General features: G+C 68.9%; 17 protein-coding genes. 7 read left to right on the top strand and 10 right to left on the bottom strand.

Going from position 1 to position 12929, the window contains the following annotated elements; genetic code table 11:
• Position 1: 1 nt before the first annotated feature.
• From ACXJJ3_RS28705 to ACXJJ3_RS28695, 3 genes are all read right to left on the bottom strand, one after another.
• Positions 2-328 (bottom strand): MmcQ/YjbR family DNA-binding protein, encoded by a 327-nt coding sequence (locus ACXJJ3_RS28705; RefSeq protein WP_458164947.1) that lies wholly within the window; start codon positions 326-328, stop codon positions 2-4.
• Between the two features lie 35 nt (positions 329-363).
• Positions 364-1062, bottom strand: coding sequence for a PASTA domain-containing protein (locus ACXJJ3_RS28700; RefSeq protein ID WP_458164946.1), 699 nt, complete (start codon positions 1060-1062; stop codon positions 364-366).
• Positions 1063-1175: 113 nt separating this feature from the next.
• Positions 1176-1667 (bottom strand): SigE family RNA polymerase sigma factor, encoded by a 492-nt coding sequence (locus ACXJJ3_RS28695; protein ID WP_458164945.1) that lies wholly within the window; start codon positions 1665-1667, stop codon positions 1176-1178.
• Between the two features lie 130 nt (positions 1668-1797).
• On the opposite strand from ACXJJ3_RS28695, the gene ACXJJ3_RS28690 reads away from it, so the two are divergent.
• On the top strand, positions 1798-2136 hold the full coding sequence (locus tag ACXJJ3_RS28690) for a PspC domain-containing protein (RefSeq protein WP_458164944.1): 339 nt from the start codon (positions 1798-1800) through the stop codon (positions 2134-2136).
• Positions 2137-2204: 68 nt separating this feature from the next.
• Here ACXJJ3_RS28690 and ACXJJ3_RS28685 read toward each other — a convergent pair whose 3' ends face one another.
• Positions 2205-3170 (bottom strand): glycerophosphodiester phosphodiesterase family protein, encoded by a 966-nt coding sequence (locus ACXJJ3_RS28685; protein WP_458164943.1) that lies wholly within the window; start codon positions 3168-3170, stop codon positions 2205-2207.
• A gap of 63 nt (positions 3171-3233) precedes the next feature.
• The gene (locus ACXJJ3_RS28680; RefSeq protein WP_458164942.1) at positions 3234-3836 is read right to left on the bottom strand and encodes a lysoplasmalogenase; all 603 of its coding nucleotides are present in this window, start codon (positions 3834-3836) and stop codon (positions 3234-3236) included.
• Positions 3837-3923: 87 nt separating this feature from the next.
• Here ACXJJ3_RS28680 and ACXJJ3_RS28675 point away from each other — a divergent pair, with 87 nt between their 5' ends.
• The 3 genes from ACXJJ3_RS28675 (at position 3924) to ACXJJ3_RS28665 (ending at position 7819) form a co-directional block, all read left to right on the top strand.
• Positions 3924-5645 carry an ABC transporter ATP-binding protein gene (locus ACXJJ3_RS28675; protein ID WP_458164941.1) on the top strand — a complete coding sequence of 574 codons (1722 nt, stop codon included), beginning with the start codon at positions 3924-3926 and terminating at the stop codon, positions 5643-5645.
• Positions 5642-7378, top strand: coding sequence for an ABC transporter ATP-binding protein (locus ACXJJ3_RS28670; protein ID WP_458164940.1), 1737 nt, complete (start codon positions 5642-5644; stop codon positions 7376-7378). The genes ACXJJ3_RS28675 and ACXJJ3_RS28670 overlap by 4 nt, the downstream gene beginning before the upstream one ends.
• Positions 7379-7447: 69 nt before the next feature.
• Positions 7448-7819, top strand: coding sequence for a hypothetical protein (locus ACXJJ3_RS28665; RefSeq protein WP_458164939.1), 372 nt, complete (start codon positions 7448-7450; stop codon positions 7817-7819).
• Here the strand turns inward: ACXJJ3_RS28665 and ACXJJ3_RS28660 are convergent.
• The 3 genes from ACXJJ3_RS28660 to ACXJJ3_RS28650 are packed head-to-tail and all read right to left on the bottom strand — an operon-like array spanning position 7767 to position 8866.
• Positions 7767-8309 (bottom strand): rRNA adenine N(6)-methyltransferase family protein, encoded by a 543-nt coding sequence (locus ACXJJ3_RS28660; RefSeq protein ID WP_458164938.1) that lies wholly within the window; start codon positions 8307-8309, stop codon positions 7767-7769. The genes ACXJJ3_RS28665 and ACXJJ3_RS28660 overlap by 53 nt on opposite strands.
• 60 nt (positions 8310-8369) lie before the next feature.
• Positions 8370-8531, bottom strand: coding sequence for a hypothetical protein (locus tag ACXJJ3_RS28655; protein WP_458164937.1), 162 nt, complete (start codon positions 8529-8531; stop codon positions 8370-8372).
• Positions 8525-8866 carry a CapA family protein gene (locus ACXJJ3_RS28650; protein ID WP_458164936.1) on the bottom strand — a complete coding sequence of 114 codons (342 nt, stop codon included), beginning with the start codon at positions 8864-8866 and terminating at the stop codon, positions 8525-8527. Before ACXJJ3_RS28650 ends, ACXJJ3_RS28655 begins: the two co-directional genes overlap by 7 nt.
• Here ACXJJ3_RS28650 and map point away from each other — a divergent pair.
• The 3 genes from map to ACXJJ3_RS28635 all read left to right on the top strand — a co-directional run bounded on the left by map (position 8848) and on the right by ACXJJ3_RS28635 (position 11272).
• Positions 8848-9615, top strand: a complete 768-nt coding sequence (gene map / locus ACXJJ3_RS28645; protein ID WP_458164935.1) for a type I methionyl aminopeptidase — start codon at positions 8848-8850, stop codon at positions 9613-9615. The two genes, ACXJJ3_RS28650 and map, sit on opposite strands and share 19 nt — an antisense overlap.
• A gap of 119 nt (positions 9616-9734) precedes the next feature.
• Positions 9735-10037, top strand: coding sequence for a helix-turn-helix domain-containing protein (locus tag ACXJJ3_RS28640; protein ID WP_458164934.1), 303 nt, complete (start codon positions 9735-9737; stop codon positions 10035-10037).
• Positions 10034-11272: a type II toxin-antitoxin system HipA family toxin gene (locus tag ACXJJ3_RS28635; protein WP_458164933.1), complete on the top strand. Its 1239-nt coding sequence runs from the start codon at positions 10034-10036 to the stop codon at positions 11270-11272. Before ACXJJ3_RS28640 ends, ACXJJ3_RS28635 begins: the two co-directional genes overlap by 4 nt.
• Before the next feature lie 35 nt (positions 11273-11307).
• On the opposite strand, the gene ACXJJ3_RS28630 is transcribed toward ACXJJ3_RS28635, so the two are convergent.
• Complete coding sequence (locus ACXJJ3_RS28630; protein ID WP_458164932.1) at positions 11308-12324, bottom strand: Rv2578c family radical SAM protein; 1017 nt, start codon at positions 12322-12324, stop codon at positions 11308-11310.
• Between the two features lie 33 nt (positions 12325-12357).
• Positions 12358-12924: a DinB family protein gene (locus tag ACXJJ3_RS28625; protein WP_458164931.1), complete on the bottom strand. Its 567-nt coding sequence runs from the start codon at positions 12922-12924 to the stop codon at positions 12358-12360.
• Positions 12925-12929 lie beyond the last annotated feature (5 nt).

Raw genomic sequence — 12929 nt, 5'->3', positions numbered from 1 at the left:
GTCAACTGCCGAGCTGCGCGACCAGGTACTTCGGAGCGCTCAGCCGCCATGCCTCCGTGATCAGTTCACCGATCTCCTCGGCATCGGCCGGCCCGAGCTCGACGAGCACCCAGGTATCGCCCCAGGACGCCGTGAACACCGCCGGGTCCTCGGCCACCAGCGCCTCCTGCTCCTCCCGCGCCACCTTGAGGTGCATCCGGGTCTGGTCCTCGGACAGGTACGCGAAGCTCTTGTTCCGCACCTTGAACACCGGCTGCCCCGCCCACCCCTCCTGCTCCTCGGCCCCCGGCAACCCCGCCATCACCTTCACCACCGCCGCCGCATCCATACCCCCAGACGCTAGGCGCCCGCACCGACAGTTCTTTACTTCGCAACAGACACCACGACCGTCGTTCCCATCGGCAGCATCGTGCCCGCCGCGGGTGACACCCCGAGCAGCGTGCCGGACGGATAGCTCGGCGACTTCACCTGCTTGATCTGGAACTTCAGCCCAACGGCGATGAGCCGCGGCAGGTAGCCGTCCACGAGCGGCCCCGTCGGCGGGCCGGTCACCGACCACGGGCTCGGTACGCCGGCCTGGTCCGGCACGATCCGGATCCGGGCGAGCAACCGGTCGACGACGTCCGCGCTGGTCGAGGACTCCGCGCGGAACCAGACCCCCAGAGACGGGACACCCACCGCACCCGTGCACACGCTGCTGCCGATCGCGCTGTCGAGACAGCTCGTCCGCTGGCGCTCAGCCTGCACACCGTCGATGACGAGCTTCTCGTCGGCTTGGAAGCCCACAATGGGTGCGTCACTCACCTGGACGCTGTCCACGTCGTGCGGCCGGCCGACAAGGCATTCGCGCGTCATGCTCGGGTCGTCGACCTGCACGGTGTTCTCCAGCGGCGTACCGCACGCGCTCCGGTTCCGCGGCCAATCGGCTGGTACGGCGATGGCTACGTGTCCGAGACCCACCAGACGGGTCGGGGGCGCGGCGGCCGGTGGGGTGTGTGGAGGCGCGGTGAGGAGCGTGGCCGTGCTGATGACGGTGCCGGCGACTGCGAAGGTGGCTCCCATGAGGGTCGCCGTGCGGCGTCGTCTGCGTTTGACGCCGGCGTGCAGGGCTTCCAGTGGGGGTGGGCCTACGGGCGTTTTGGTGGCTGTGCGTTCCAGGAGGTCGGTCAGGTTGGTCATTGGGGTGCTCGCAGTTCTGCCAGGTGGGGGTCCTGGGACAGGGCCTTCACGGCGCGGGAGAGGCGGCTTTTGACGGTGCCGGCGGCTACTCCGAGGACGGCGGCCATTTGTTGTTCGCTCAGGTGCGCGTAGTAGCGCAGTACGACGGCCGTGCGCTGGTCACCGGGCAGGGCGTCCAGTGCGCGCATTACGGCGTCGGTGTCGTCGACGTTTGTGGTCTGGTCGGCGCCTGTGCTCTCGGGGAGCGTTTCTGACGGCAGTTCGCCGTGCCAGCGGCGTCTGCGGGAGGAGCGGAAGCAGTTGACCAGTACGCGGTGTACGTACGCGTCCCGGTCCTCGGCGACGCGTACCCGGTTCCACTTGAGCAGGCAGCGCTCCAGCGCGGACTGCACGAGGTCTTCGGCCTCGGACGGCGTACAGCCGAGGAGGACCGCCGACCGGACCAGCGTCGGCCAGCGGGCGGTGACGTACTCGGTGAACTCGTCCATTCCCCCTCCTCACCCTTAGAGACAGGCTGGCGGACGGGCGGGGTTCCACGAAAGTCGTCGGGGTCGGGTCAGGGGCCGGTCGGTACCGATCCTGATGTGCGCGGAGGTGCCCGGGCGGGAGAGTAGAGCCATGACGAACTCCAACGCACCGTTCCAGAACCTCTCCGGCAAGGTCCTCCGGCGTTCCGCCAACCAGCGGATGCTGTCCGGTGTCTCCGGCGGCATCGCCGAGTACCTGAACATCGACGTGACCCTGGTCCGTCTCGGCTGGGTCGGCCTGACGCTGATCACCGGTGGCGCCGCCATGATCGGTTACGCGGTCGCCTGGATCGTGATCCCCGAGTCCGACGGCAAGGCCGTCTGGCAGAACGTCCAGCAGTCGGTGAACCAGAACCACCAGGACACCACCGAGCAGGACATCGCCTCCCGCATCTACGACGACACCAACAACAAGCCGCCGGCGGCGTGAGGACGACTGCGCCGCTGGCGGGCGCAGCACCTCGGGCGGAGTGATCGCGGGCAGCGGTCACTCCGCTGCTACACGTTCAGCGCCGGTTTACGCAGTACGGCGACCGCCTGGTCCGGGTGGTCCGAGAACACGCCCTGGAGTCCCAACGCGGCGAAACGCGTCAGTTCGGTCGGGAAGTCGGTAGCCGTCGGCAGGAAGCGCCGCTCGGCACGGAACGTCCAGACCTGGACGGCCAGGCCGGCGCGATGCGCGTGGTCCACCAGCCGGGTCGGCTCCCCGAGGCAGCCGTCCGCGGTCCGCGGTACGACGAGGTCCTTGTGCGGCGCCAGTACCTGCGCGTACGTCGCCACCTCGCGCAGCCCGCGCGGTTCGATCAGGTCGGCGTACGTCCGGCCGTCGCCCGTCCGCAGGAAGTCGTTCGGCGCGCTCTCCGCGTCGATCAGCTGCACCAGCGGGACCTGGGCCATCACCGAGAGCCTGCGCAGGCTCGTCGGCTCGAACGACTGCACCATGATCTCCTCGGGCCGCAGCCGGAGCGCCAGGATGCGTTCGGTGAGCAGTTCCTCCAGCGGCAGGCCGAGCCGCCGGAAGTACGCCGGGTGCTTGATCTCGGGGATCACCCCGATCGGCCGCCCGAGCCGCGCCGACTCCCGGCGGGCCAGCCCGACCACGTCGTCGAACGTGGGGATCTCTTCGAGCCCGTCGTACGCCGTGTTGTTCGCCCGGAGCGCGGGCATCCGCTCACGGGCCCGCAGCGCGCGCAGCTCGGCGTACGTGAAGTCCTCGACGAACCACCCGGTGACGGCGGTGCCGTCCACGATCTTGGTGATCTTCCGGTCCGCGAAGACCGGGTGTTCCGCGACATCGGTGGTCCCGGAGATCTCGTTCTCGTGCCGGCAGACCAGCACGCCGTCGAGCGTGGCCACCAGGTCCGGTTCCAGGTAGTCGGCGCCCTGTGCCGCGGCCAGCCGGTAGGCCGCCGGCGTGTGTTCCGGGCGGTAGCCACTCGCTCCCCGATGCGCGATCACCAACATGGATCAAGGACAGGGGCCCGACATTGCCCGACGGGAACCCGTTGCCCAACGCAAGGTGAAGGTCTACCGACTGTCACCACGCAACAGCCGGCCGGCCAGCAGGTACTGCGCGGCACAGTAGGTCCCCATCACCAGATAGTCGCGCACGGTGAAGTCATGTCCTGCCAAACCCACCCCGATGAGCCCGTCCGAGATCAGGAACAGTGCACCGCCCACACCGGAGCGCCAGCCGTTCCAGCCGCTCGTAACAGCCGTAGCCGTCACCAACAGCGAGTAGACCGCCACGGGGATCCGGTTGTCGCCAAGACCGGGCCATAGCAGTGCCAACGCCCCCAACCAGACCACCCCGTACGCCGCTACGACCAAGAGCGACCGTCTACGCGCACGGCGGGCGAACAGCACGACGTAACAGACGTGTGCCACGCCGAACGCCAGCATGCCCGGCAGGAGCTGATCCACCTGCAACAGGAAGTCCCCAGCGAAGGACGCGACAAGAGCGACCAGCAGCGTCACAGGGCCGCCGTTCACCCGCGCCCACACCGCCAGGGCCGGCATCAGCAGCACCTTGGTGATCAGCTGCGACCACGTCTCCCCCACGGCGATCGTGACCAGATGCACCACCGTCAGCACGCCGTACCCGGCCAGCCAGCCGCGTCCCCTCGTCATGTCCACGATGGTGCCGGTTCAGGGGGTCCACAACTGCGATTAATTCGCATGCAAAGTGTCGGAGCCGAGACCTAGCCTGAACGGGCCATGAAACAGCTTCCTCTCGCCGATCCCGGCACGCCGAACCACCGCTCGCCGGCCCGCTACCTGTGGTGGGTCGCCCGCGGTCAGTCCCGCACGCTCGCCGGCGGGATGACCTTCGGGATCCTGTGGATGGCCGCGCAGGCGTTCATCCCGGCGATCCTCGGCCGGGCCATCGACGAGGGCATCGCGGCGCAGGACGGCGAGCGGCTGCTGCGCTGGACCGCGCTGCTGTTCGCGGTCGGCGTCGTGCAGGCGACGGCCGGCATCATGCGGCACCGGTTCGCGGTCACGAACTGGCTGACCGCGGCGTACCGGACGGTCCAGGTGGTGACCCGTAAGTCGGCCGACCTCGGCGCCACGCTGCCGAAGCAGCTGGCCACCGGCGAGGTGGTCAGCATCGGCGCCGGCGACCTGTCCTACATCGGGAACCTGATGGAGATCTCGGCCCGGTTCGCGGGCGCGATCGTGGCGTTCTTCGTGGTCGCGGTGATCCTGCTGTCCTCGTCGACCGTGCTCGGCCTGGTGGTGCTGATCGGCGTCCCGGTGATGCTGTTCGCGCTCGGCCCGATGCTGCGGCCGCTGCACAAGCGGCAGTCCGCCCAGCGCGAGGCGGTCGGCGAGCTGAACTCGCTGGGTTCCGACATCGTCGCCGGGCTGCGGGTGCTGCGCGGCATCGGCGGAGAGGAGTCGTTCTCCCGGCGGTACCGGACCGAGTCGCAGCAGGTCCGCAAGGCCGGTGTCCGGGTGGCCGGGATCCAGTCGGTGCTGGACGCGGCGCAGGTGCTGCTGCCCGGCATCTTCGTGGTGCTGGTCGTCGGCCTCGGCGCGCATTTCGCACTGCACGGCCGGCTCAGCGCCGGATCATTGGTCGCGTTCTACGGGTATGCGACGTTCCTCGTGCTGCCGCTGCGGACGGCGACCGAGTTCGCGAACCAGCTGATGCGAGGGCTGGTGGCCGCGGGCCGGGTGAACCGGGTGCTGAAGCTTGAGCCGGACATCGTCGAGCCGGACACCCCGGTGCCGCTGCCCGCCCACGGCGACCTGGTCGACCCGGTCTCCGGCGTCCGCGCCCGCGACGGGTTGCTGACCGCGATCGTCTCCGCCGAGCCGGACAGCTACGGCCCGCTCGCCGACCGCCTCGGGCGGTACGACGACACCAGCGAGGTGCGGTACGGCGGTGTCACGCTGGCCAGCGCCACCCGGGCGGACGTCCGCGAGCGGATCCTGGTGAGCGACACCGGGTCCCAGCTGTTCACCGGCGTACTGCGGACCGAGCTCGACCCGGCGGGCCGGCGTACCGACGACGAGCTGCTGGCCGCGATGCGTACGGCGTCCGCGGAGGACGTGCTGGTGGCGTTGCCGGACGGGCTCGACTCCGAGGTGGAGGAGAAGGGCCGCTCGTTCTCCGGCGGCCAGCGTCAACGGCTGGTGCTGGTCCGGGCGTTACTCGCCGATCCGTCGGTGCTGGTCCTGGTCGAGCCGACGTCCGCGGTCGACGCGCACACCGAGGCGCGGATCGCCGACCGGCTCCGCGACCACCGGGCCGGCCGGAGCACCGTCGTGCTGACCGCGAGCCCGCTGCTGCTGGACCGTGTCGACGAGGTGATCTTCGTCGCCGCCGGCCGTGTCGTTGCCACCGGCAAGCACCGCGAGCTGCTCGCGTCCACCCCGCAGTACCGCCGGACCGTCACCCGGCAGACCGAAGCAGAGGAGGTCGTCGGATGAGGCAGATCCTGCCCGTCGCCGGGTCGGCGGAGATCCGGCAGCACGCCCGACGGCTCGCCCGCCGGCATCCGCGGACGTTGCTGGCCGCGTTGCTGCTGCACGCGCTCGCGGCGGTCTCCGGGCTGGCGGCGCCGCGGCTGATCGGCAACCTGGTCCAGGACGTCCAGCACGGCACGACCGCGGCCAAGGTGAATCTGGTGATCGTCGTGATCGCCGGATTCATCGTGGCGCAGTCGCTGCTCACCCGGTGGGCGCGGTACAAGTCGTTCGCGCTCGGCGAGCAGGTGCTGGCCGAGCTGCGCGAGGAGTTCGTCGACAACGCGCTGGCGCTGCCGATCGGTACGGTCGAGCGGGCCGGCACCGGCGACCTGCTGTCGCGGACCTCGCGGGACGTCGACACGCTGTCGCGGACGGTGCGGTTCGCCGTACCGGAGACGATCATCGCGTTCGTCACCGTGCTGTTCACGGCGGTCGCGACGATGCTGGTCGGCGTGTGGGTGCTGGTGCCGTTGGTCGCGATGGTGCCGCTGCTGTGGCTGAGCACCAAGTGGTACCTGCGGCGGGCGAAGGACGGGTACCTGCGCGAGAACGCGGCGTACGCGCAGATGACCAGCTCGCTCGCGGAGACCGTCGAGGGCGCGCGCACGGTCGAGGCGCTGCGGCGGTACGACGATCGCGTGCGGCGCGGGGACGAGGACATCCGCGGGTCGTACAACGCTGAGCGGTACACGTTGTTCCTGCGGACCGTGTATTTCCCGGCGGCCGAGCTGGGGTATCTGGTGCCTGTGGTCGGGACCCTGCTGTTCGGCGGGTGGCTACATCTCAACGGGCATGTCTCGCTGGGCGCGGTGACAGCCGCGGTGCTGTACGTGAACCAGCTGATCGATCCGGTGGACCGGTTGCTGTCCTGGCTGGACGAGCTGCAGTCCGGCGGGGCGGCGTTCGCGAGACTGCTCGGGATCAGCGACGTACCCGACGACCGGACGCCGTCGGGGCAGCAGCCGGCCGGTGAGTTGGTCGAGGCTCGGGACGTGCGGTTCTCGTACGTCGACGGGCGGGACGTGTTGCATGGTGTGGATCTGACGATCCAGCCCGGCGAGCGGATCGCGATGGTCGGGCCGTCCGGGGCCGGCAAGTCGACGCTGGGACGGCTGGTCGCGGGCATCCATCCGCCGCGGACCGGATCCGTCACCGTCGGCGGGGTCGGGATGACGGATCTGCCACTCGACGAACTGCGCAAGCAGGTCGCGTTGGTGACGCAGGAGCATCATGTGTTCGTGGGGACGTTGCGGGACAACCTGTCGATGGCGCGTCCTTCGGCGAGCGATGCGGAACTGCTGGATGCACTCGGCGCGGTCGATGCGCGGGAGTGGGCGGAGGGGCTGCCTGATGGGTTGGACACGCGGGTCGGGTCTGGTCAGCTGTCGTTGACGCCCGCGCAGGCGCAGCAGCTGGCTCTTGCTCGGTTGGTGCTGGCTGACCCGCATACGTTGGTCCTCGACGAGGCGACCTCGCTGATCGATCCGCGGGCGGCTCGTCACATGGAGCGTTCGCTGGCCGCTGTGTTGGAGGGCCGGACGGTGATCGCGATCGCCCATCGGTTGTACACGGCTCACGACGCTGATCGGGTGGCGGTAGTAGAAGACGGCAAGATCACCGAACTGGGCAGCCACGACGAACTGGTAGCCCACCAAGGTTCGTACGCCGCCCTCTGGAACTCCTGGCACGGCTAGCCGCGCAAGCACCTGAACCACCCGCGCGGCCTCCACCACAAACCCGCCCCGAGCGAAGCGAGGGGGCGGGTGTTCGTACGGCGGGTGTTCGTACGGCGGGTGTTCGTACGGCGGGTGTTCGTACGGCGGGTGTTCGTACGGCGGGTGTTCGTACGGCGGGTGTTCGTACGGCGGGTGTTCGTACGGCGGGTGTTCGTACGGCGGGTGTTCGTACGGCGGGTGTTCGTACGGCGGGTGTTCGTACGGCGGGTGTTCGTACGGCGGGTGTTCGTACGGCGGGCACTCGTACGGCGGGTGCATGCCTCGGGGAGCGGGTTGGACTACAGGTCGTGGCCGGCGCCGCTCCTCGCCCCCGCCCCCGGGTGGAGCGAAGGGGGCGGGGTGGTTGTCAGCGTTTGCGTAGTTGGAGGACTGCTGAGTCGACGTGGGGTGTTGGGGTGAAGGCCTTGCGGGGAAGGCGTAAGCCGATCGACGGATCGTAGTACCGGAACCATCGGTTCGCCCCAGGTGCATCGCCGCGCACCCACCGGTTCGCCACCTGCCGCTGCAACACCACATCAGCCGACACCAACCGAGACCCCTGCGCCAGCAACCGTTTCAACAGCAAGGTGGAGATGTTGTACGGCGGACTAGCCACCACCCGGAACTGACGCGACGGCAATCTCAAATCCCCCGCGTCAGCCCGGACAACAGTCACCGGCGCATCCGCAAACCGCCGCCGCAACCGCTCGGCACGCCCCGGATGAAGTTCCACCGCGACCACTCGAGCCCCGGCCCGCACCAGCGGCGCCGTCAGCGCACCAAGACCGGCGCCGACATCAAGGACAAGCTCGCCAGGAACGATCCCGGCCTCGTCCACGACCCGCTGAGCCCAGCGGTTATCGAGCGGATGCCATCCCCAGGCACCCCGCGCCTGCCCGGAGGCGGGCACGACGGACCATCACGAAGTACGTAATCATGCCGCCGACCCTAAACGCAGATTCCCCAGCACTCAAAGCATTTTCGAGCCGGCCGCGCCTTGCCCCCGAGCCAGCTCTGGCCGTACGTCGAGCACCCGCACCGGCAGGTCGTCCGTCATCATCAACAACGACGGGTACTCCGCCGCCGTCCGCCAACCATTCCCGTCCCACGTGAACATGAACCGTGTCAGCACACCTCCGCCTTCCGCTCCTCCGGTTCCCGATGCGCCGCGGCCAGATTCCCGTGCCCGTACGCGATCCACTTCCCGTCGATCGCCTGCATCGGCTGGACCACATGCGCGTGATGCCCGATCACCAAGGCAATGTTGCTATCGGCAAGCACTTCCGGATCGACCTCGCGCTGCTGATCGCCGCGTGCCCGCCACGCAACCGCTCGTCGCCGCCCCGGTGACTCCGGCGAGCAGTCCTCCGAGTACTGCGCGTCGTCGTGGCGGTTGGTCGGGACGGATACCTGATTGGTTCCGACCCCGTGTGGTAGTAAGTGGAACCATGGTCGAGCTGAGGACACCTGCGGAGATCGAGCAGATGCGCGCGGCCGGGCAGGTGGTCGCGAACGCGTTGCAGATCGTGAAGAAGCACGCCGCGGTCGGCGTCTCCCTGCTCGAGCTCGACGAGGTCGCGCGGGACGTCCTGCGGTCGGCCGGGGCGGTGTCGTTGTTCGACGGGTACCAGCCCGGGTTCGCGACGACGCCGTTCAGCGGGGTGATCTGCGCATCGGTGAACGACGCCGTACTGCATGGTCTGCCCAACGATCTGCGGCTGCAGGACGGCGACCTGCTGAATGTGGACTGCGGCGCGTCGGTGGACGGCTGGTGCGCGGACTCGGCGATCAGCTTCTGCGTCGGTACGCCGCGCGCCGCGGACCTGGAGCTGATCGCGACCACCGAGGAGGCGCTGGCCGCCGGGATCGCGGCCGCCGTCCCGGGCCACCGGATCGGCGACATCGGCGCCGCGATCGGCCGGGTCGGCAAGCGCGCCGGCGTCGGCACGAACCTGGACTTCGGCGGCCACGGCATCGGCCGCCGGATGCATCAGGACCCGCACATCCCGAACGACGGCCGCCCCGGCCGCGGCCTCAAACTCCATGCCGGTCACGTCTTCGCGATCGAGCCGTGGTTCTGGTCCGGGGCCGGATCCGGCTACCGGATCGACCCCGACGGCTGGACTCTCCGCTCCGCGGACCACACCCGCGGCGCGCACGCCGAACACACCGTGGCCATCACCCCCGAAGGCCCTCGCGTCCTCACCTTGCCGTGATCGCGCGAGCCCGCTGCGACCGATCGGCCGGGACGAAAGATCATTCAAATAATGACTAGGATAGTCGCCATTATCATCTATAGTGGCTACCAGAGTCGTCATTGAATGAGGAGAGTCGCATGGTCCGATCGGCTGTACCAGCGCGGACGCGGCTCGCGGCCGAGCGGATCGGTGCGCACGTGACCGCCTGGCGCAAGTTGCAGGGCCTCACCGCCGCCCAGGTCGCGGACCGGGCAGGTATCTCTCGGGACACTCTGCGCAAACTGGAGCACGGGGAGACCACCGTCGGCCTCGACGTCTTCCTCAACGTCGCACGGGTGCTGGGAACGCTGGATCGCGTCGTCGAGGCACTCGACCCGTACGAGACCGATCTTGGTCGCGCCCGCGCGGATCACGCACTGCCGAAGCGGGTCCGCCGATGAGCGAGCCCGCCCTGGTCTCCGTCGATCTCGACGGAGACACCGTCGAGGTGGGGACGGCGTACTTCAGCCGGCGTCGGAACATCCTGTCGATGACCTTCCGGTACGACGAGACCTACCTGGCTCGAGCCGGCGCCTATGCCATCGACCCAGCGATGCCACTGACCCAGGGAAATCACACCATCGCCGGGATGCCAGGCGCCTTGACCGACTGCTCTCCGGACCGCTGGGGGAAGAACCTGATCGGCAAGCAAGTGCGGCTTCGGGCGCTCCGAGAGGGCAGAACGAACCCGTCCGTGAGCGACGTGGACTATCTATTAGGGGTCAGCGACCTGACCCGCCAGGGAGCCCTCAGATTCCGTACCTCGCCGGCCGGCCCGTACCTTGATCCTGATCTCACGGTTCCCAAGCTGGTAGAGCTTCCCAGGCTGTTGCAGGCGTCCGATGCAGTGGCTCGAGACCCTGACGACCTGTCAGCGGTGAAGGACCTGCTGGACGCGGGCTCCGGCTCGCTGGGCGGCGCCCGGCCGAAAGCGTCTGTTCGCGACAGAGACCGACTGCTGATCGCCAAGTTCCCGCATCATGGCGACGAATGGGACGTTATCGGCTGGGAGAAGACAGCCCTCGATCTGGCTCAGCGTTCGGGTATCGCGGTTCCCGCCCGACGGCTCGTCAGCGTCGGCGGCCGACCGGTTCTCGTCCTCGAGCGCTTCGATCGGGACCGTGTGGGGCGGGTCGGATACATGAGTGCGATGACGATGGTGCAGGGCAAGGACGGCACGTCGAGCGACTACCTCGAGATTGCCGAGACTCTGACGGAGTACGGCTCGCGTGTCAGCGGCGATCTGCGGCAGCTCTGGCGGCGGGTAGCGTTCTCGATCGCGATTCACAATACCGACGACCATCTGCGTAATCACGGCTTCCTTCGGGACGGCCACTCCGGATGGCGGCTGTCCCCGGCCTTCGACGTCAACCCGAATCCGGATACCAGCAGTCAACGGGTGACGGGCATCGGCGGCGCATACCACCGCGACGACGAGTTGACCGGCCTCATATCGTACGCCGACACGTTCCGGATCGGCACCGACGAAGCCCGTCGGATCCTCCAGGAGATTCTGGACGGAACCGCTGCTTGGAAGGATGTTGCTCGTGGCAACGGTATCTCCGAAGGTGAGCTGCCGCGATTCGAGAACGCATTTAACGGCATGCGCGAGCCAATGGAGAGGCTGGTGGGTTGAGCCCACACTCAACACCATGACGCGTCGATATCCGGTCAGAACAAGGGGTCTTGGGGCGGGGCCAGTCGGTGCATGCCGCGGATCGGCTCGGAGCGATGGGACGAGCGGCCGCCGAAGCCGTGTTTCGACAGCAGCGGACGGACCTTGGTGTCGAAGGCGCGGCGGTAGCTCGGGGCCGCGTAAGCGCCGTGGGCGTAGAGCGACTCGTACCGGGTCACCAATGAGGGATGGTCGTCCGCGAGCCACTTCATGAACCACTCCTTCACTCCGGGACGCAGATGCAGCAATAACGGTGTGACGCCGGTGGCCCCGGCGCTCGACAGTGAGGTCAGGAGCTCGTCGAGCTGATCGGTGGAGTCGGTCAGCCAGGGCAGGACGGGCGCGACCATCACCCCGCACGGCAGGCCCGCCGCGCGGATCGCGCGGATGAAGTCGAGGCGGCCGCGGACCGACGGTACGCCGGGCTCGAGGCGGCGGCGGAGCATCTCGTCACCCAGCGCCAGCGAGACCGCGATACCGACCGGGACGTCCTTGGCGGCCTCGGTGAGCAGCGGGAGATCGCGGCGCAGCAGCGTGCCCTTGGTGAGGACGGACAGCGGCGTCCCGGAGGAGGCGAGCGCGTCGATGATGCCGGGCATCAGCCGGTAGCGGCCCTCGGCGCGCTGGTACGGATCAGTGTTGGTGCCCAGGGCAACTGGTTCGCGGGACCAGGACGGGCGGGCGAGCTCGCGGCGCAGGACCTCGGCGACGTTGGTCTTCACCACGATCTGCCGGTCGAAGTCCTGGCCGGTGTCGAGCTCCAGGTACGCATGGGTCGGGCGGGCGAAGCAGTACCGGCAGGCGTGGCTGCAGCCGCGGTAGGGATTGACGGTCCAGTTGAACGGCAGCGCGGAGCCGGGCACCGAGTTCAGCGCGGAGCGGGCGAGCACCTCGTGGAACGTGATCCCCTGGAACTCCGGCGTGGTCACCGACCGCACGAGCCCCGCGATCGCACCGAGGCCCGGCAGCGTGCCGGGCGTCTCGGCATCGATGCGTTGGCCCGCCCATCTCATGCGCTATAGTCGAACACATGTTCGATGTCAGAGTCAATCCGCCGCCGCGCGCGCAGCCTCCTCGACCCGCCCGCGATAGGCCGCCCACCAGGCCGCGTCCTGCTCCGGCAGGTTCGAGTTCCCGGGGCTCATCCCGGCCGCCCCGTCGAGCTGCTCCCGCAGGATGTCCGCGTGGCCCGCGTGCCGGTTCGTCTCGGCGATCACGTGCACCAGGATCGCGTGCAAGGTCGTCTCCGGCTTCCGCCACCACGGCACCCGCCCCGGCGCGTCCAGGGCGAGCGCCTCGATGGTGGCGTCGGCATGCGCCCACACCCGCCGGTAGAGGCCGATGATGTCCTCGCGCGTCTCGTCCGCGGTGGCCCACGAGTCGACGTTCGGCTCCGCGTCGTCGTCCCACCAGGACAGCTTCTCGGGGAAGGGCCGGTCGAACGTCTGCCCGAAGTACCAGGCCTCGACGATCGACAGGTGCTTGATCAGCCCGAGCAGGTTCGTCCCGGTCGGCGTCAGCGGCCGGCGCGCGTCGTACTCGCCGAGTCCGTCCAGCTTCCAGACCATCGCCTCGCGGGCCTTGCGGAGGTATTCGTGCATGAGATCTTTCACGCCGC

This window comes from Kribbella sp. WER1, assembly GCF_054189145.1.
Note: the sequence above shows the minus strand (reverse complement) of the source record. Positions and strands in the feature narration are given on the sequence as shown.